This window comes from Escherichia sp. E14V7 (assembly GCF_004212225.1).
Taxonomy (GTDB): domain Bacteria; phylum Pseudomonadota; class Gammaproteobacteria; order Enterobacterales; family Enterobacteriaceae; genus Escherichia.
On record NZ_RHJJ01000008.1, the window covers coordinates 125360 to 144921 of the forward strand.

General features: G+C 48.5%; 22 protein-coding genes. 8 read left to right on the top strand and 14 right to left on the bottom strand.

Annotation, left to right across the window (positions count from 1 at the left end; all coding sequences use genetic code 11):
* Positions 1–38: 38 nt before the first annotated feature.
* On the bottom strand, positions 39–161 hold the full coding sequence (locus tag D9741_RS10410; RefSeq protein ID WP_130208829.1) for a hypothetical protein: 123 nt from the start codon (positions 159–161) through the stop codon (positions 39–41).
* Positions 162–214: 53 nt separating this feature from the next.
* Here D9741_RS10410 and pdeR point away from each other — a divergent pair, with 53 nt between their 5' ends.
* From pdeR to osmB, 4 genes are all read left to right on the top strand, one after another.
* Positions 215–2200, top strand: a complete 1986-nt coding sequence (gene pdeR, locus D9741_RS10415; RefSeq protein WP_130216060.1) for a cyclic di-GMP phosphodiesterase — start codon at positions 215–217, stop codon at positions 2198–2200.
* A 148-nt stretch (positions 2201–2348) separates the two neighbouring features.
* Entirely contained in the window at positions 2349–2522 is a 174-nt protein-coding gene (yciZ, locus tag D9741_RS10420; RefSeq protein WP_130208833.1) for a protein YciZ, read from the top strand.
* A 93-nt stretch (positions 2523–2615) separates the two neighbouring features.
* Positions 2616–3365, top strand: a complete 750-nt coding sequence (locus tag D9741_RS10425; protein WP_130216058.1) for a DNA-binding transcriptional regulator YciT — start codon at positions 2616–2618, stop codon at positions 3363–3365.
* Between the two features lie 266 nt (positions 3366–3631).
* Positions 3632–3850, top strand: a complete 219-nt coding sequence (gene osmB / locus D9741_RS10430) for an osmotically-inducible lipoprotein OsmB (protein ID WP_000498252.1) — start codon at positions 3632–3634, stop codon at positions 3848–3850.
* A 125-nt stretch (positions 3851–3975) separates the two neighbouring features.
* On the opposite strand, the gene yciH is transcribed toward osmB, so the two are convergent.
* The 5 genes from yciH to pgpB form a co-directional block, all read right to left on the bottom strand.
* The gene (yciH, locus tag D9741_RS10435) at positions 3976–4302 is read right to left on the bottom strand and encodes a stress response translation initiation inhibitor YciH (protein ID WP_130216056.1); all 327 of its coding nucleotides are present in this window, start codon (positions 4300–4302) and stop codon (positions 3976–3978) included.
* Positions 4302–5039, bottom strand: coding sequence for an orotidine-5'-phosphate decarboxylase (gene pyrF, locus D9741_RS10440; protein ID WP_130208839.1), 738 nt, complete (start codon positions 5037–5039; stop codon positions 4302–4304). The genes yciH and pyrF overlap by 1 nt, the downstream gene beginning before the upstream one ends.
* A 192-nt stretch (positions 5040–5231) precedes the next feature.
* A complete protein-coding gene (gene lapB, locus D9741_RS10445; RefSeq protein ID WP_130216054.1) occupies positions 5232–6401 on the bottom strand; it encodes a lipopolysaccharide assembly protein LapB in 1170 nt (389 codons plus the stop codon).
* 6 nt (positions 6402–6407) lie between these two features.
* The gene (gene lapA / locus D9741_RS10450) at positions 6408–6716 is read right to left on the bottom strand and encodes a lipopolysaccharide assembly protein LapA (RefSeq protein ID WP_130208843.1); all 309 of its coding nucleotides are present in this window, start codon (positions 6714–6716) and stop codon (positions 6408–6410) included.
* A 148-nt stretch (positions 6717–6864) separates the two neighbouring features.
* Entirely contained in the window at positions 6865–7629 is a 765-nt protein-coding gene (gene pgpB / locus D9741_RS10455; protein ID WP_130216052.1) for a phosphatidylglycerophosphatase B, read from the bottom strand.
* 168 nt (positions 7630–7797) lie between these two features.
* On the opposite strand from pgpB, the gene ribA reads away from it, so the two are divergent.
* Complete coding sequence (ribA, locus tag D9741_RS10460) at positions 7798–8388, top strand: GTP cyclohydrolase II (protein WP_130208847.1); 591 nt, start codon at positions 7798–7800, stop codon at positions 8386–8388.
* Positions 8389–8450: 62 nt separating this feature from the next.
* On the opposite strand, the gene acnA is transcribed toward ribA, so the two are convergent.
* From acnA to topA, 6 genes are all read right to left on the bottom strand, one after another.
* A complete protein-coding gene (gene acnA, locus D9741_RS10465; protein ID WP_130216050.1) occupies positions 8451–11126 on the bottom strand; it encodes an aconitate hydratase AcnA in 2676 nt (891 codons plus the stop codon).
* 163 nt (positions 11127–11289) lie between these two features.
* A complete protein-coding gene (gene ymiC / locus D9741_RS10470) occupies positions 11290–11385 on the bottom strand; it encodes a small membrane protein YmiC (protein ID WP_130216048.1) in 96 nt (31 codons plus the stop codon).
* A gap of 115 nt (positions 11386–11500) precedes the next feature.
* The gene (locus D9741_RS10475) at positions 11501–11671 is read right to left on the bottom strand and encodes a hypothetical protein (protein WP_130208853.1); all 171 of its coding nucleotides are present in this window, start codon (positions 11669–11671) and stop codon (positions 11501–11503) included.
* A gap of 2 nt (positions 11672–11673) precedes the next feature.
* Entirely contained in the window at positions 11674–11814 is a 141-nt protein-coding gene (locus D9741_RS10480; protein WP_214251104.1) for a YmiA family putative membrane protein, read from the bottom strand.
* A 319-nt stretch (positions 11815–12133) separates the two neighbouring features.
* Positions 12134–13108: an HTH-type transcriptional regulator CysB gene (gene cysB, locus D9741_RS10485; RefSeq protein ID WP_064527218.1), complete on the bottom strand. Its 975-nt coding sequence runs from the start codon at positions 13106–13108 to the stop codon at positions 12134–12136.
* A 209-nt stretch (positions 13109–13317) separates the two neighbouring features.
* Positions 13318–15915: a type I DNA topoisomerase gene (topA, locus tag D9741_RS10490; RefSeq protein ID WP_130208855.1), complete on the bottom strand. Its 2598-nt coding sequence runs from the start codon at positions 15913–15915 to the stop codon at positions 13318–13320.
* Between the two features lie 379 nt (positions 15916–16294).
* On the opposite strand from topA, the gene D9741_RS10495 reads away from it, so the two are divergent.
* Positions 16295–16546, top strand: coding sequence for a YciN family protein (locus D9741_RS10495; protein ID WP_130208857.1), 252 nt, complete (start codon positions 16295–16297; stop codon positions 16544–16546).
* 35 nt (positions 16547–16581) lie between these two features.
* Here the strand turns inward: D9741_RS10495 and sohB are convergent, their stop codons facing one another.
* Complete coding sequence (gene sohB, locus D9741_RS10500) at positions 16582–17631, bottom strand: protease SohB (RefSeq protein ID WP_130216044.1); 1050 nt, start codon at positions 17629–17631, stop codon at positions 16582–16584.
* A gap of 218 nt (positions 17632–17849) precedes the next feature.
* On the opposite strand from sohB, the gene D9741_RS10505 reads away from it, so the two are divergent.
* Positions 17850–18608, top strand: a complete 759-nt coding sequence (locus D9741_RS10505; RefSeq protein WP_064527203.1) for a YciK family oxidoreductase — start codon at positions 17850–17852, stop codon at positions 18606–18608.
* Positions 18605–19195, top strand: coding sequence for a cob(I)yrinic acid a,c-diamide adenosyltransferase (gene cobO / locus D9741_RS10510; protein ID WP_001278900.1), 591 nt, complete (start codon positions 18605–18607; stop codon positions 19193–19195). The genes D9741_RS10505 and cobO overlap by 4 nt, the downstream gene beginning before the upstream one ends.
* Positions 19196–19247: 52 nt before the next feature.
* Here the strand turns inward: cobO and D9741_RS10515 are convergent, their stop codons facing one another.
* Positions 19248–19556, bottom strand: coding sequence for a hypothetical protein (locus tag D9741_RS10515; protein WP_130216042.1), 309 nt, complete (start codon positions 19554–19556; stop codon positions 19248–19250).
* Between the last annotated feature and the right edge of the window lie 6 nt (positions 19557–19562).

Sequence of the window (19562 nt, forward strand, 5' to 3'; positions counted from 1 at the left end):
GGATGGGCCGTTTACTTTACTCGTCTCCGCATTCGTTTTTATCCCCCCAGATTTTTTTCACAGACTTTCGTTTGTAAACTGGCGTTTTTCCAAAACTGGATTACAAATAAATATATAAATAAAACAATACGTTTAGCCGTCGCTAATTTTATGTAATTCATGTTGGACCTTTCTTTTAATCGCGAACTCCGCTGTTAACCGGAAGACACGCTTCATGAAAACAGTTAGGGAGTCCACAACGTTGTACAACTTTCTCGGATCGCACAATCCATACTGGCGTTTATCGGAAAGCAGCGATGTGTTGCGCTTTTCCACCACCGAAACCACTGAACCTGAACGTACTTTGCAGTTATCTGCCGAACAGGCAGCTCGCATCAGGGAAATGACGGTCATTACTTCCAGCTTGATGATGAGTCTGACCGTCAATGAGAGCGATCTTTCTGTGCATCTGGTTGGACGAAAAATCAATAAGCGCGAATGGGGCGGCAACGCGTCTGCATGGCATGACACACTGGCAGTAGCCCGCGATTTATCGCATGGACTCTCTTTTGCTGAACAGGTAGTGTCTGAAGCTCATTCCGCGATAGTCATTCTTGACAGCCGGGGAAATATCCAACGGTTTAACCGATTATGTGAAGAATACACAGGTTTCAAAGAGCACGATGTCATTGGGCAAAGCGTATTTAAGCTGTTTATGAGCCGTCGTGAAGCTGCAGCATCCAGCCGCAATAACCGTGGCTTTTTTCGCAGTGGTAACGCTTATGAAATTGAGCTCTGGATACCAACGCGCAAAGGTCAACGGCTATTTCTGTTTCGCAACAAATTTGTGCACAGCGGTAGCGGCAAAAATGAGATCTATTTAATCTGTTCCGGCACCGATATTACCGAAGAGCGTCGCGCCCAGGAACGACTTCGCATACTGGCAAATACCGACAGCATCACTGGACTACCGAATCGTAACGCCATGCAGGCGTTAATCGATCATGCCATTGATCAAGCTAACGACTGTAAGGTTGGTGTTGTATATCTTGATTTAGACAATTTTAAAAAGGTAAACGACGCTTACGGGCATTTATTTGGCGACCAGTTATTACGTGAGGTGTCACTGGCCATTTTAAGCTGCCTTGAACAGGATCAGGTGCTGGCGCGTCCTGGCGGGGATGAGTTTCTGGTACTGGCACCCAATACATCACAAAGCGCACTGGAAGCGATGGCATCGCGTATTTTAACCCGGCTTCGCCAACCCTTCCGCATTGGTTTAATTGAAGTCTATACTGGCTGTTCCGTCGGTATTTCACTTTCGCCACAACATGGTATGGACAGCGCAGCCATTATTCGCCATGCCGACACCGCAATGTACACCGCAAAAGAAGGTGGGCGCGGACAGTTCTGTGTTTTTTCGCCAGAAATGAACCAACGTGTTTTCGAATATCTTTGGCTTGATACCAACCTGCGTAAAGCGCTGGAAAACGATCAGTTAGTGATTCATTATCAACCGAAAATCACCTGGCGCGGTGAAGTTCGAAGCCTGGAAGCGTTGGTGCGCTGGCAGTCGCCTGAACGCGGACTAATTCCCCCGTTAGACTTTATTTCCTATGCAGAAGAGTCTGGGCTAATTGTTCCATTAGGACGTTGGGTGATTCTCGATGTGGTGCGTCAGGTGGCGAAATGGCGTGATAAAGGCATTAATCTGCGGGTAGCGGTGAACATCTCTGCTCGCCAGTTTGCCGATCAAACTCTTTTTACCGATCTGAAGCAGGTTCTTCAAGAACTGAATTTTGAATACTGCCCTATTGATATCGAGTTAACTGAAAGCTGTCTGATAGAAAATGATGAACTCGCCCTCTCCGTCATTCAGCAATTTAGTCAGTTAGGCGCGCAAGTGCATTTGGATGATTTTGGCACCGGCTACTCTTCGCTTTCGCAACTGGCCCGTTTTCCCATCGATGCGATTAAACTTGACCAGGCTTTTGTCCGTAATATTCACAAACAACCTGTCTCGCAGTCATTAGTACGTGCGATTGTCGCCGTCGCACAGGCATTGAATCTGCAAGTCATCGCCGAAGGCGTGGAAAGCACAAAAGAAGATGCCTTTTTAACCAAGAACGGCATCAATGAGAGGCAAGGATTTTTGTTTGCCAAACCAATGCCTGCTGTGGCCTTTGAACGTTGGTTTAAACGTTACCTGAAACGCTTATAAAGAGACGAATGTATATAATTAGCGATATATAATCTTATCACATATCATTTTCTCGAATGAAAATTGGCCTTTGCCACTATACGCTTCTCTTTTAGTGGCAATTTTTGCATTATTCATTTTTGCCTTTATTTGCCATAAGGATGCCCTCATGTCTGAATTTGATGCCCAGCGCGTTGCCGAACGTATTGATATTGTGTTAGATATCCTTGTGGCGGGCGATCACCACTCTGCGATCCATAATCTCGAGATACTAAAAGCAGAACTCTTGCGCCAGGTTGCTGCATCTACGCCAGACATCCCGAAGGCACCGTGGGAGATTTAACAGTCGTGCTTTCAGGCTTTCCATTTAGCAGAAAAGGATGCCAGGCGCGTCAGCTTTTTTATTGAATATTATAACGTTATAAGAATTACAGCGATGAATTCCCGACAACAAACAATTCTACAGATGGTCATTGACCAGGGTCAGGTTAGCGTAACCGAACTGGCAAAAGCCACTGGTGTTTCTGAAGTTACTATTCGCCAGGATCTCAACACCCTCGAAAAACTGAGTTATCTGCGCCGCGCGCATGGTTTTGCAGTTTCGCTTGATAGCGATGATGTTGAAACCCGGATGATGAGTAATTATACGCTGAAGCGTGAACTTGCCGAGTTTGCGGCTTCTCTGGTTCAGTCAGGTGAAACTATCTTTATTGAAAATGGCAGCAGCAATGCCCTTCTGGCTCGCACGTTAGGCGAACAGAAGAAAGATGTTACCATCATTACGGTTAGCAGCTACATTGCGCATTTGTTGAAAGACGCACCCTGTGAAGTCATTCTACTTGGTGGCGTGTACCAGAAAAAAAGCGAAAGCATGGTTGGCCCTCTGACACGTCAGTGTATCCAGCAGGTTCATTTCAGTAAGGCATTTATTGGTATTGATGGCTGGCAACCTGAAACTGGATTTACTGGACGCGATATGATGCGTACCGACGTAGTCAATGCCGTGTTGGAAAAAGAGTGCGAAGCAATAGTTCTGACGGACAGCTCAAAATTTGGTGCCGTACATTCTTACTCCATCGGCCCTGTTGAGAAAATCAAACGGGTCATTACCGACTCGAAGATACCTGCAAGCCACCTGTTGCATCTTGAGCATAATAGACTGACGGTTCACGTCATCAACAATTAATTTCCCCTCCTCTACGGATGATTTGCACTTTCGCAAATCATCCGCTCTAAGATGATTCCTGGTTGTTAATTAAGACTATTTACCTGTCCTTAAAACTTCAAAGTTGTAAACTTAACATTAGCGATATAACAGGAAGTGACTGTCACCTGCGTGATATAACCCTGCGCGAGAGGATTTCACGGAAAATAACTTTTTCAGAAAGCGTCTTAACTATTATAGTTAAAGAGAGCTTACTTCCGTGAATCATAAATTCAGGAGAGAGTATTATGTTTGTAACGAGCAAAAAAATGACCGCGGCTGTTCTGGCGATTACGCTGGCTATGTCTCTGAGTGCCTGTTCTAACTGGTCTAAACGAGATCGTAATACCGCAATCGGTGCGGGTGCAGGTGCTTTAGGTGGCGCAGTACTGACTGATGGCAGCACGCTGGGTACGTTAGGCGGTGCAGCAGTCGGTGGTATTATCGGTCACCAGGTCGGTAAATAATCGTAAATAAATGTCGATTAGCGACTCGCAATTATAATACGCTTAACTCTGTTCAGTACGAAATAACTGAATAATACACACAGTAAAATAAACGAAAGCCACGAATATTTTCGTGGCTTTTTTTGTTAACCGCCGGCGAGTTTTACCTTCATGCCTTTCGCTTCAAGCATTGATTTTAATAAATCACGCTTATCACCCTGAATTTCGATAACTCCCTCTTTTACTGCCCCTCCGCAGCCGCATTTTTTCTTCAGTTCTGCCGCTAGCTTTATCAGTTCAGCTTCATCGAGATCAACACCAGTAATCAGGCAAACACCCTTACCTTTACGGCCGCTGGTTTGACGTTGAATACGCACAACGCCATCACCTTTAGGGCGTACAGGGGCTACTTTCGGTTCATCGATACGTCCAGTCTCCGTTGAATAGACCAGACGGCTGTTGGAATCACTCATTATGCACTCCGCTGTAACGAGGCGTTGATCGCTTTCAGCGTTTGCGCTGGATCCGCAGATTGCGTCACCGGGCGACCAATCACCATATAATCAACCCCAGCTGCCAGCGCCTGTTCTGGCGTCATAATGCGGCGCTGGTCGCCAGCATCACTCCCCTGCGGACGAATACCCGGCGTAACCAGTTTGAAGTCCTGACCAAACGCTTGTTTAAAACGAACGGCTTCCTGGGCAGAACACACCACGCCATCAAGACCACATTTTTGTGTCAACGCCGCCAGACGCTCTGCATAATCCGCTGGTGACAGTGTCACGCCGAGATCAGCCAGATCGCTTGATTCCATGCTAGTCAGCACAGTTACCGCTATTAACAACGGCGCGTCTTTGCCAAACGGAACCAGCGCCTCACGAGCTGCGGTCATCATACGCGCCCCGCCAGAGGCATGAACATTCACCATCCACACACCTAAGTCAGCCGCTGCGGCCACGGCGTGCGCTGCTGTGTTGGGAATGTCGTGAAATTTCAGGTCAAGGAAGATATCAAAACCACGCTCTTGCAGTTCACGGACAAACTGTGGCCCAAACAGCGTAAACATCTCTTTGCCAACTTTCAGACGACAATCGCGTGGGTCGATTTTGTCGACAAATGCCAGCGCAGCATCACGATTATTATAATCAAGGGCAACAACGACGGGAGAACGCGTAACAGCGCGGGAAGAAGATGAAGCAGTTAACGTCATGACCAGACCTTCTTGATGATGGGCACCGGAAGTGGCGCGAAAAAGGTAAACGGCGTGCATTCTACCCGTGGAAATAAAAAATTAACAGTTGCGATTTCTCCCCTGTCAGGCTTTTCCATACAGGAGTTACCGAAGCACATTTGTTGATAACAACTATTAGTATGTTGTAACTAAAGTTGATTTTTTTTAAAACTACAGGCCGTCCAGACCACGAATTGGTTTAATGGTCGACCAGGCCCGACAGGACGGACAATGCCAGTAAAGGGTATAAGCGGTAAAACCACACTTCTGGCAGCGATAACGCGGCTTACTGCGTACCTTCTCACCAACCATATCGCGCAGCACCATCAGGCTCTCTTTTGCACGCCCTTCTTCCGCTTCATTGAGGTGGTAATCCATCAATTTGTGGAACACGCGCATGGTTGGATGACGTTGCAACTGCCGCGTAATGTAAACCTGAGCTGCATCGCTCCCGTCACGCGATTCAATGATGTCAGCAAGCATCAGTTCAGCATCAGCACCCGTATTTTCTTCCACCGCTCGCTGGAGAAACTCTGCCCATTCGTCAGTTTTACCCAACTGCTGATAGCAGGTTTGCAGCATTTCCAACGTTTCGCTGACCAGTTCTCTGTCCTGAGAAATAACGCGTTGCAGGCTTTCGACGGCTTTGCCGTACTCGCCTTTGGCCATAAACACACGCCCCATCATGATGGATACGCGCGCGCTGTTTTTGTCGGCCGCCGCCCCTTTTTTCAGCAAGGTCATGGCACGATCGAGATCGTCGCTGGCAATGTATTGAAGAGCTAATTCACAATAGAAATGAGCTATTTCGACCCGCTGTTTATCTTTACCCAGTTTAACCAAACGTTCGGCGACATCGATCGCCTTTTGCCATTCACTGGTGGCCTGGTAGATTTGCAGGAGTTGTTGCAAAGCGCCAACACGGAAGTCAGTTTCATCAGTCAATTGATTAAACATATCTTCCGCACGATCGTACAACCCGGCAGCCATGTAATCACGACCCAGTTGCTGAATTGCCAACAGGCGCTGTTCATAGGTCAGCGAGGCGCTTTCCATTAAAGTTTGGTGGATGCGAATTGCGCGATCGACTTCGCCACGGGATCGGAACAAGTTTCCGAGCGTAAGGTGGGCTTCAACGGTGCCGGTATCCTCTTTGAGCATATCGAGGAACAGGTCCACCGCCTTATCTTGTTGATTGCTAAGCAGAAAGTTAACCCCCGCCACGTAATCACGTGACAGGCGATTGGCTTCATCTTGCTTGTTTTGTTGCGCACTTCTGCGGCCCATATACCAGCCATAGGCAGCGGCTACAGGCAAAAGCAGAAACAACAACTCCAGCATAGAAGGTTATTCCTTCGCCACTGACGCATGCGGCGCTACCGCCACATCAGTCGCGGGTGAAAGCTGGTTTTCCAGTCGCTTTATTTTACGTTCAGCACGCGCCAGAGAAACACGAACTCGCAGCCAGAACAGTCCGCAAATTAACCAACCGATAGCAAAGCCCGCAGCAAACAATACCGCCAGCAAAGTAGAGATACGATACTCCCCTTGCGCTAACAGATAGTTAAACGTCACCTGTTGATCGTTCTGCGCACCTAACGTGACCGAAATCACGAAAATCGCCAACACCAATAAGAAAATGAGTAAATATTTCACATTACTTCCCGTTATGTGGTTAGAGCGCATAAATTATGGTCAACTTACCGCAATAGCCCTTTAAAGTACCATTTTCACGCCGACTGCGAAATGGCAACTACGTGCATTGTTGGTGATTTAAGGGCGAAAATCAGAAAATCAACCAGCGTTAACTTTCTTCTTCTCGTTGCGCTATCTCACGATTTTCTTCCGGAGGTGGTGTTAATGGCCCACAAATTCGTTGTGCAAGCCAGGTTGCCACCGCCACCAGCGCCCACGAAATCAATGTAGCCACCACCAAATCACGCGGCCAATGCATCCCGAGCAGTAGGCGGCTTCCCATGACTCCCGTGGCCCAAACCAGCAAGAGTGCAATGGTGAAAGTTCGCCGACGCGGCCACAGTAACCCAACGGCCAGCAGCGCCCAACTGGCAGCAAACATCGTGTGACCGGAAGGAAAGGCAAAACCCGTCTCTTTCTGCCAGTGAGAGCGTAAATAGCCCGGTATATTATTTTCTGCAGCCAACTGTTCTTTCACTAAACTTCCGCGTTCCGCACGTTTTAAATTGTAGAACTCCTCAACCGGAATATGATGTGTTTTTTCCAGCCATATCACAAAGGGGCGCGGCTCCTGAACTTTATCTTTTATCCAGGATTTCACGCCTTGTCCAATGAGGATCGCCGCAGCCAGAATGGTAAACAGCATAATTGCGGCTTTGAGGCGAAAACGCAGACACCAGAGAAACCAAGCGAATAAAATCAGATGTGTAATGACGCCCCAGGGCTGAGTAACGGTTTCAGTGACCCAAAAGGCCACTTTTAACAGCCAACTTTGATCTCCTGGTTGCCAACGCCAGCCAGAAATCCATACAGCTACCGGCATTACAAGTAATAGTGCAGCTCCCACTGCGGTACGTCTGGCAATCGAACGCATGGCCTCTCCTTTTTATAATTCCCACAATCATAACTGAAAATGCCTGCTCCAGTAAAAATTGACAGATTTGTGCCATTCAGTGAACGATTGGCGCGTCGTGATTAGGAGAACCCCTTCGCGTTATGGCAAAATAAGCCAATACAGAACCAGCATTATCTGGAGAATTTCATGCAGCTTAAACGTGTGGCAGAAGCCAAACTGCCAACCCCATGGGGCGATTTCCTGATGGTGGGATTTGAAGAACTGGCAACCGGACACGATCATGTCGCGTTAGTTTATGGCGACATTTCAGGACATACTCCTGTCCTGGCACGCGTCCATTCTGAGTGTCTGACCGGTGATGCCCTGTTCAGCTTGCGCTGCGATTGTGGCTTCCAGCTTGAAGCGGCACTGACGCATATTGCCGAAGAAGGCCGTGGTATTTTGCTGTACCACCGTCAGGAAGGACGTAACATCGGTTTGTTGAATAAAATCCGTGCTTATGCGTTACAGGATCAAGGTTACGATACTGTAGAGGCCAATCATCAGTTAGGTTTCGCCGCTGATGAACGTGATTTCACCCTTTGCGCCGACATGTTCAAGTTACTGGGCGTTAATGAAGTCCGTCTGTTAACCAACAACCCGAAAAAAGTCGAAATTCTGACCGAAGCAGGTATCAACATTGTTGAGCGCGTGCCGTTGATTGTTGGCCGTAACCCAAATAACGAACACTATCTCGATACTAAAGCCGAGAAAATGGGCCATTTGTTCAACAAATAACCCTGTTCGCTACAGACTTAATATATTTGCCGGATGATCCACATCCGGCAAATAAAGCTGAATTACTTCAACATATTACGAATGACATAATGCAAAATACCGTCGTTCTGGTAATAGGTTAATTCTGTTGTAGTGTCGATACGACAACGGCACGGCACAACGTCCTGCACACCATCAGCTCGCGTTAGTGTCACAGGAACCGTAGCGCCAGGTTGCAGATTTTGCAGATCGGCAATATCAATCTTCTCTTCCCCCGTCAGCCCTAACGATTTACGCGTCACACCTTGCGGGAACTCCAGCGGCAAAATACCCATGCCGATTAAATTCGAACGGTGAATACGTTCAAACGATTCTGCTATCACCACGCGAATACCGAGCAGACGCGGGCCTTTTGCCGCCCAGTCTCGACTCGAACCTGAGCCATATTCTTTCCCGGCAATTACCGCCAGCGGTGTTTTCTCTTGCTGATAGCGCATCGCCGCATCATAAATAGAGATAACATCATTGCCTGGTAGATAGCGCGTCATCCCCCCTTCAACACCAGGCACCATTTCGTTACGAATGCGAATATTGGCGAACGTGCCACGCATCATCACTTCATGGTTACCACGACGCGAACCGTAGGAGTTAAAATCTTTACGCTCAACACCACGACCTTGTAGATATCGACCCGCGGGGCTATCAGGCTTAATGCTACCTGCCGGAGAGATATGGTCAGTGGTAACCGAATCACCCAGCATTGCCAGAATTCGCGCGCCGTGAATATCTTCAACTGGCGCAGGGGTTGCCTGCATTTCATCAAAGAAAGGCGATAAGCGAATGTAGGTCGAATCATCCTGCCATCCGTAGGTATCTGATCGTACAACCTTAATCTCCTTCCACTCCGCAGTCCCTTCGAAAACTTCCGCGTACTCCTTACGGAACATTTCAGTGGAGACTTGCGCAACAGCGCGAGCAATCTCTTGAGTCGATGGCCAGATATCTTTCAGATATACCGGATCGCCTTTACGATCGTGCCCCAGAGGTTCAGAAGCCAGGTTGATATTCATATTGCCCGCCAGTGCATAGGCAACCACCAGCGGCGGCGAAGCCAACCAGTTGGTTTTAACCAGCGGATGAATACGTCCTTCAAAGTTACGGTTGCCAGACAGTACCGCGCCAACGGTTAAATCGCCCTTTTTGATCGCGGTTTCGATAGGATCGGGCAACGGACCAGAGTTACCAATACAGGTGGTACAACCATAGCCCACAAGGTTAAAGCCCAGTTCATCAAGATACGGCGTCAGTTTGGCTTTTGCCAGATAGTCAGAAACCACTTTCGAGCCAGGCGCGAGAGACGCTTTGACCCACGGTTGTCGTTTCAGCCCCAGGGTGACGGCTTTTTTCGCCAGTAATCCGGCCGCCATCAGCACGCTGGGGTTAGAGGTATTGGTACACGACGTTATCGCAGCAATAACCACTGCACCATCAGGCAACTGATACTGATGCCCGTTCATAACATAATCGACCGGCTGGCGATCTTTATGCGTGGCGTTGACTTCCAGTTCGTTACTGGCGGCAAAAGCTTTTGGCACATCAGGCAGCGCAACACGATCTTGTGGACGCTTTGGACCGGCAAGACTAGCGACTACGTCGTTCATATCCAATTCAAGCGTACTGGTAAACACCGGTTCATCACCTGCGTTCCGCCACATCCCCTGCGCTTTAGCATATTTCTCAACCAGTTCAACCTGGTCTTCACTACGGCCGCTTAACCGCATGTAATCGAGAGTGACAGCATCGATTGGGAAGAAGCCGCAGGTCGCACCATATTCCGGCGACATATTGGCAATGGTTGCACGATCCGCCAGTGGCAGTGAATCCAGACCATCACCGTAAAATTCGACGAATTTACCTACTACGCCATGTTTACGTAGCATCTGAGTAACGGTCAGCACCAGGTCGGTGGCGGTAATACCTTCACGCAGTTTACCGGTGAGTTTAAAGCCCACCACATCAGGAATAAGCATGGAAACTGGCTGACCTAACATCGCCGCTTCCGCTTCGATTCCACCAACGCCCCAGCCCAACACACCAAGACCGTTAATCATGGTCGTGTGCGAGTCGGTGCCGACGAGCGTATCCGGATAAGCAATCCATTCCCCCTCCTGCAATTCACTCCACACCGCTTTGCCGAGATATTCAAGGTTCACCTGGTGGCAAATCCCAGTGCCTGGTGGCACAACGCTAAAACGACTGAACGCCTGTTGCCCCCATTTCAGAAACACATAACGCTCGTGGTTGCGCTCCATTTCCAGGCGTACGTTTTCCTCAAATGCCTCATCATCGCCAAAGCGATCGACGGTAACCGAGTGGTCAATCACCAGATCGACCGGTGAGAGCGGATTCACCTTCGCGGTATCGCCACCGAGACGTTTTACTGCTTCCCGCATCGCCGCAAGATCAACAACAGCAGGTACGCCGGTAAAATCCTGCATCAGCACTCTGGCTGGACGGTAGGCAATTTCGCGATCGGCATGGGCATTTTTCAGCCATCCCGCCAGCGCATGAATATCTTCTTCGGTGACCGAATTGCCATCCTGCCAGCGCAGCAGGTTTTCGAGCAGAACTTTGAGTGACTTGGGCAGACGGGTGATATCGCCCAGTGATTTGGCAGCAAGCGGCAGGCTGTAGTAGTGGTAAGTTTTATCTTTGGCCTGCAACGTGTCCTTACTGGCTTCTCGTAGGGTTGACGACATAGCTCCTCCTTAATAACAGGGTTGCGATGCCCTGATTCTCTTCAGGGTGAATATTAAAGATAACACAAACATCGCATAACGATTTGATAACAACCCAAATTGATAAAAGAGGAGAAACCTTGTGGCAACGCAAAAGAAAACCCCGCCGCAGCGGGGTCAGGGATCAGTGAGTAACGATCCAGATGAGTTCGGCCCAGAAGAGCATCGACAGAGAAAATGCGCCCATCCAGGACCAGTATTTCGTATTTGTAGTGATCATAGGCTACACCCTTAACTGTTATTACTTTATGTTGAGATAACTCAACCGGTTATTGCTGTGGTGTATTAAAAGCCGTTATATTCATTAATATATTGGGTAACAAGAATGATGATAATTATTGTTTCTGCTGATCATCTTCAGCAAACATCTCTATAAAGGCTTGCTGTTGCGGTGTTAGTTTCCAGCTATGGGGTATAACGACTGAACAATCCCGTTTCGTTTCCGTTGCATTGTCATTCTGCTGACATAATGGTGACGGTTCCTGATGTTGCTCCTGAACGACCATAGTTATCCCCACACTTTCCAAATCAGCAGTGCGACAACCACCCAAAAGAGCGCAGAACCAAGAAATACCGCAAGCCAGGCTTTGCGTTTTAATTCAGGGTCCCGGCGGGGGGCCTGATTTCCAGAAGGCATTGCTAACCTCATATAATCGCCATCACTTATCAGAAAGACGCTAAACGATTGCTATAATTAATCAAATGATAGGACAAATCCTAATGAAACTTTAGTCAAAAATCCAGCGAATTTACGAATCGTTTCCAGTGAATAATTCAATCTTTTGACCTGAAATAGATATTTGAAGAGTGGAGTTTGCAACGCGGATAAATAGACACTACTTTATGCTCGATTTGCCATAAATTTTTTGTGGATATTTATATTGTGAGCGACTAACAAATAAAAAGGAATAGAGAATATATTCCGGCACCTTTGTCACATAAAAAGATGCCGGAAATAACGTGGGTAATTATTTTTCTGGCAATTTGATATCTTTGAACATGACTTCAATTTCTTCATTGGAACGCAGTGCAACGGCGGCATCAACGACGTCTCGCGTTAAATGCGGCGCAAAACGCTGAATGAAATCATACATATAGCTGCGTAAAAACGTACTACGGCGAAAACCAATTTTAGTTGTGCTGTGGCTGAAGATATCATGTGCATCGACACGCACCAGATCGGGGTCTGAAACCGGATCGACCGCCATGCTGGCAATGACCCCTACTCCCAGCCCAAGACGAACGTAGGTTTTAATGACGTCAGCATCAGTTGCTGTGAAGACAATTCGCGGCGTCAGTCCTGCGCGGTTAAAGGCTGTGTCCAGTTCGGAACGGCCGGTAAAGCCGAAGGTATACGTTACTAGCGGATACTGCGCCAGTTCTTCAATCGTGATTTCCTTTTTGCCCGCCAGAGGATGATCCGGGGTTACCACAATGGCCCGGTTCCAGTGGTAGCACGGCAACATCACTAAATCTTCATATAAATGCAGGGCTTCCGTGGCGATTGCGAAATCGGCATTACCTTTAGAGACTGCATCAGCAATTTGTGTCGGCGAGCCCTGATGCATATGCAAAGAAACGCGAGGATAACGCTCGATAAAGCCTTTAATGACATTTGGCAGCGCATAACGTGCCTGAGTATGGGTAGTGGCAATATATAGCGAACCTTTATCAGGCCAGGTGTGTTCACCGGCTACCGATTTAATGGCGTCGACCTTTGACAACACTTCACGAGCAATACGAATAATTTCCTGCCCTGCGGGGGTTACCTGCGTCAGGTGCTTACCGCTACGGGAAAAAATTTGAATGCCCAGTTCATCTTCCAACATTCTGACTTGCTTACTGATCCCGGGTTGTGATGTGTAAAGTCCTTCAGCCGTTGAGGAGACATTCAGGTTATGATTGACTACCTCAACAATATAGCGAAGTTGTTGTAATTTCATGTTAAACCATCCAATTAGACGCCATCAGAACATCGTTTTTTCGCCACACCTGGCGGGTGACTAATACGATTTAATAATAAAAAAAGTGATAACTATAACCACTATATCATTTATAGCTTTAGTGTATAGGTGTGTAGAAAAAATAATATGCAATGAAAAAGGGCCGCTTTTGCGACCCTTTGTTTATAAAAACCTGACAGACTTAAAGGTTATTTTTTCCCTTCAACCCATTTGCCATCAACATAAAATGCTGACCAGCCAGTTGCCTTTCCGTCTTTTTCCGAAGAGACATATTGCTGTTTGGTTTTACGGCTAAAGCGAACCATTGTCTTATTACCGTCTGGATCTTGCTGCGGAGCCTCCGCCAGATAACGCAGTTTTTCCGGCAGACGGTCGCGGAAGCGATAAAGCTCTTCAACCAGCGGCGCACGCGTTTCACGAGATTTCGGGAAGGTGTTGGCAGCCAGGAACACTCCAGCAGCGCCGTCACGCAGCACGAAATAAGCATCCGATTTTTCGCACGCTAATTCTGGCAGCGGAACCGGATCTTCTTTCGGTGGCGCCACTTCGCCGTTACGTAAAATCTTACGCGTGTTTTTACACTCTTCGTTGGTGCAGGCCATGTATTTACCGAAACGCCCCATTTTCAGGTGCATTTCAGAGCCACATTTTTCACACTCAACGATCGGGCCGTCATAACCTTTAATGCGGAATTCGCCCTCTTCGATCTCGTAACCATCGCAGGTTGGGTTATTACCACAAACATGCAACTTACGTTTTGGATCGATGAGATAGCTGTCCATCGCCGTGCCGCATTTCGGGCAACGACGTTTGGCGCGCAGGGCGTTAGTTTCAGCGTCTTCGCCTTCCAGTACGTTCAGTACTTCGTTTTCCGGCACCAGGTTAATGGTGGTTTTGCAACGCTCTTTCGGCGGCAGCGCATAGCCAGAACAGCCAAGGAATACCCCGGTGCTCGCTGTACGAATACCCATTTTGCGACCACAAGTCGGGCAGTCAATGCTGGTCAGAACCATCTGGTTCGGGCGCATACCGCCCTCTTCCGGATCTTTTTCCGCTTTATCAAGCTGCTGGGTGAAATCCGAGAAGAAGTGATCCAGTACGGCTTTCCATTCCGCTTCGTGATTTGCCACCTGGTCGAGACTGTTTTCCATCTGCGCGGTGAAGTCGTAATTCATTAATTCGCGGAAATTTTCCTCCAGGCGATCGGTTACGATTTCACCCATTTTTTCCGCATAGAATCGACGGTTTTCCACACGCACATAGCCGCGATCCTGGATGGTCGAAATAATCGACGCATAGGTAGACGGACGACCAATACCGCGTTTTTCCAGTTCTTTAACCAGCGAGGCTTCGCTGAAACGGGCTGGCGGCTTGGTAAAGTGCTGTGCCGGAGTCAGTTCAACAAGCGACAGGGAGTCGCCTTTATCGACCGCCGGTAAAATACGATCTTCATCGCCTTTACGCAGCGCAGGCATTACTTTCGTCCAGCCATCAAAGCGCAGAATACGTCCGCGTGCTTTCAGGCGGAAATCGCCTGCACCAACGGTCAGCGTGGTGGAATCATATTTCGCCGGGGTCATCTGACAGGCAACAAACTGACGCCAGATTAACTGGTAAAGTTTCTGTGCGTCCGCTTCCATATCCTTCAGCGATTCCGCCATCACATTGACGTCAGAAGGACGAATCGCTTCGTGCGCTTCCTGTGAGTTTTCTTTGCTGGCGTACTGATTCGGACTTTCCGGCAGATATTTATTACCAAAGTTATCGCTGATATAACCGCGAACCATATTTACCGCGTCCTGACTCAGGTTAGTAGAGTCGGTACGCATGTAAGTGATATAGCCTGCTTCATACAGACGCTGCGCCATCATCATGGTCTTTTTCACGCCAAAACCAAGACGGGTGCTGGCAGCCTGTTGCAGCGTGGAGGTAATAAAAGGAGCACCAGGTTTACTGGTGGTCGGTTTGTCTTCACGTTCCAGCACGCTATAGCGCGCTTTTTCCAGCAGACTTACCGCAGCCTGAGTTTGTTCTTTATTGACCGGACGGAACGGTTTGTCATTCTGATGGGTCACCTGCAAAGCCAATGCTTCGCCGGATGGCGTGGTCGTGCTGGCATCCACTTCCCAGAACTCTTCCGGTACGAACGCTTTAATTTCACGCTCACGTTCAACCACCAGGCGGACCGCCACCGACTGCACACGCCCGGCAGACAGACCACGAGCAATTTTTTTCCACAGCAGCGGAGAAACCATATACCCCACCACGCGGTCCATAAAGCGACGCGCCTGCTGGGCATTAACACGATCGATATTCAGCTCACCTGGCTTGTTAAATGCCTGACGAATCGCGTTTTTCGTAATTTCGTTAAATACCACTCGGCTATAGCGCGCATCATCACCACCAATCACTTCCCGCAGGTGCCATGCAATGGCTTCCCCTTCGCGGTCAAGGTCGGTTGCGAGATAGATGTGGTCGGCTTTTTCAGCCAGTTGTTTCAGTTCAGAGACGACCTTCTCTTTACCTGGCAACACTTCATAGTGCGCCTCCCAATTGTGCCACGGGTCAACCCCCATACGGTTGACGAGAGCGCCACGTTCATCCTTTTTAGGCTTTTTAGCCGTCTTGGTGGAGGTAGAGTCGGCACTCTTTTTGGCAGCTGAGCCACTGGTCGGCAAATCGCGGATGTGACCGACACTGGATTTCACCACGTAGTCACTACCCAGATACTTGTTGATCGTTTTGGCTTTTGCCGGGGACTCAACGATGACAAGAGCTTTACCCATATTCACCTTACCTAATTTGATTCTTCCAGGAATGCGTCGCACATTGATAAACCTTCCACTGGCAACGAGTTACCGATATGGACTCGCTCTCTGCGGATATCAACCCCTTGTCGTGACTCTGTTCACGATAATTCAGGTGACTGAGTTAACAGGTCTTGGCCTACAGGCGCTATAGCACGACGTAATTTTGGTCGAATGTCAAGCAAATCTATTGCCAGATTGACGAAAGCGTCACACTGTACCTGATAAAATCCGTTACGCAACTTTATTAGCATGCAAAATCCAAAGTTGCCAGTAAGGCGCTCTTGCCGTCAGCGTGGTATATTTGTCTGCAAGCCATGCCTGGCGTAGACTAATGTCCTTGTTTAAGGAGTAAATAATGAACAAAGAGACACAACCCATCGACCGCGAAACGTTGTTGAAAGAGGCTAACAAAATCATACGTGAGCATGAGGATACGCTCGCAGGGATTGAAGCCACCGGCGTCACGCAGCGTAATGGCGTGCTGGTGTTTAGCGGCGATTATTTTTTAGATGAACAAGGATTGCCGACAGCGAAAAGCACCGCGGTGTTTAATATGTTCAAACACCTGGCCCATGTGCTCTCGGAAAAATACCATCTGGTCGATTAAAGCAAAACGCGAGGTTTTACCCTCGCGTTTATCTTTTACATCAACGGTTTTTGCCCGCGTTGCCACCAGCGTAGCAACAACCGGTCGGCGCTCTCTGCCGCGCTGCCAGTGAATCGATCGATCAACCGTTTACGCTGCATATAGCGTACATTGACCACTTCACGACCTTCCATCAGGCTAAGGATCACTTCATCACTGGTGTTGATTTCGTCAACCAGCCCTTTCTCCACCGCCTGTTGTCCGTACCAGTGTTCACCGGTTGCCACCATTTCAATGTCCAGAGACGGACGCATACGCTTCACAAAATCTTTAAATAACTGATGCGTTTCGTTCAGTTCTTCGCGGAATTTCTCGCGCCCTTCTTCGGTGTTTTCACCCAGCACTGTCAGCGTGCGCTTATACTGCCCGGCAGTGTGCAGTTCGATATCAATATCTTTGCTTTTCAGGAAGCGGTTAAAGTTGGGCATTTGCGCCACAACACCAATAGAGCCAACAATTGCAAACGGCGCTGAAACAATTTTATCTGCCACACAGGCCATCATGTAACCGCCGCTGGCAGCCACTTTGTCTACCGTAACGGTTAAAGGAATATTTTTATCGCGCAGGCGCTGCAACTGTGAAGCCGCCAGGCCGTAACCATGTACCATGCCACCGGGGCTTTCCAGACGCAGAACGACCTGATCCTGCGGTTTAAATGCCGCGAGTACCGCAGTGACCTCTTCACGTAGCGCGTTCACTTCATGGGCGTCCATGCTGCCTTTGAAATCCAGCACCCAGACTCGAGGCTTGCTTTCGGCTGTCACCTCGCCCAGTTTGGCTTTTGCTTTCGCTGCCTTCGCTTCTTGCTTGTGCTTTTTCTTCTGCGCTTTGTGCCACTGTTTTTGCTGATGTGGATCCATCAGCGCAGCAGCCAGTTCTTCTTTCATCTCCTTATACTGTTCGCTGAGATTGTTGACCCGTAACTCGCCACGCTGGCGTTTATTACGTTGAGCAACATTGACAATAATGGCGGCAATAGCCGCAATCGCCACCACAACGGTGACGATTTTCGCCAAAAACAAACCATATTCAGACAACAATTCCACGAGTCCCACCTTGGTTAAACAACGCTTTGGCTCACAGTTTACAACAGGCATGTTAAGCCGTCTCGCAGAGATGTTATTGCAGGGAAAGTATGACAAAGTATTCATTTTACGGCGTTATCGCCCCAGGCTGATTGAAATGCCCTCCTGTTTCAGGCATAAAACCCCAAAGTCATAAAGTACACTGGCAGCGCGACTGTTGATGTCGTCGGGGAGTAGCCATGCATTACCAACCAAAACAAGATTTACTCAATGATCGTATTATCCTGGTGACAGGCGCCAGCGACGGCATTGGTCGTGAAGCCGCCTTAACTTATGCGCGCTATGGCGCGACGGTCATTCTGCTGGGCCGGAACGAAGAAAAATTACGTCAGGTGGCCCAGAGCATGTTCGAAGAGACAGGACGCCAGCCGCAATGGTTTATTCTCGATTTGCTGACCTGTACGTCTGAAGACTGCCAACAACTGGCACAGCGTATTGCTGTTAATTATCCGCGTCTGGACGGCGTGCTGCATAACGCCGGATTGCTCGGCGATGTTTGCCCAATGCGCGAACAAAATCCGCAGGTCTGGCAGGACGTCATGCAGGTCAACGTTAATGCCACCTTTATGCTCACCCAGGCACTGCTTCCTTTATTACTCAAATCGGACGCGGGTTCGCTGGTCTTTACCTCATCAAGCGTTGGACGTCAGGGACGAGCCAACTGGGGCGCATATGCGGTGTCGAAATTTGCCACCGAAGGAATGATGCAAGTGCTGGCCGATGAATATCAGCAGCGCCTGCGCGTCAACTGCATTAACCCCGGCGGTACACGTACTGCAATGCGTGCCAGTGCTTTCCCCACCGAAGATCCACAGAAACTCAAAACACCCGCCGATATCATGCCACTCTATTTATGGCTGATGGGCGATGACAGCCGCCGTAAAACCGGCATGACCTTTGACGCCCAACCGGGCCGCAAACCAGGAATTTCCCAATGAGTGATGAACGCTACCAACAGCGTCAGCAGCGTGTTAAAGAGAAAGTTGATGCTCGCGTGGCGCAAGCGCAGGATGAGCGTGGCATTATCATCGTCTTTACCGGCAATGGAAAAGGCAAAACCACCGCGGCATTTGGTACCGCAACTCGCGCGGTTGGCCATGGCAAAAAAGTGGGGGTCGTGCAGTTTATTAAAGGTACCTGGCCTAACGGCGAGCGCAATTTGCTGGAGCCGCATGGCGTCGAGTTTCAGGTGATGGCAACGGGCTTTACCTGGGATACGCAAAATCGCGAGTCTGATACCGCCGCCTGCCGTGAAGTCTGGCAACATGCAAAGCGGATGCTGGCTGATTCCTCACTGGATATGGTTTTGCTCGATGAGCTGACGTATATGGTGGCGTATGACTATTTGCCACTGGAAGAAGTGATGCAAGCCTTAAATGATCGTCCACATCAACAAACGGTGATTATTACGGGTCGTGGCTGTCATCGGGATATACTTGAACTGGCAGATACCGTCAGTGAATTACGCCCCGTCAAACATGCGTTTGATGCAGGTGTTAAGGCGCAAATCGGGATTGACTACTAAGTGAAAGCACCTCAAAAGATTGCCTCTTGAGGTGCTTTAATCATAATTATATTCAAGCGGCAATAGCGAAATTCAGAATTCGTTTAATCTCATTCAAATGTCCCGGATATGCTTCATGATTCTCAGCGTCAACATCTTCAATAAATAATATCAGTTCCGTAATTAGCACATTCGCATCTTCATAACTGATTCCGCTTAACTCTGGTGAGGTTTCAGTACCATAGTTAATCGTCAGATTGTTCATAACCGAGAGGATAAGGATAAAATATTTATGACAAACCTTGCATGTGGTTTTGTTGCCCAAGGTATTATACAGCATGTCGAGTAATGCCAGTATTCTACGATTTTGTACATCGTTCATAAAAAG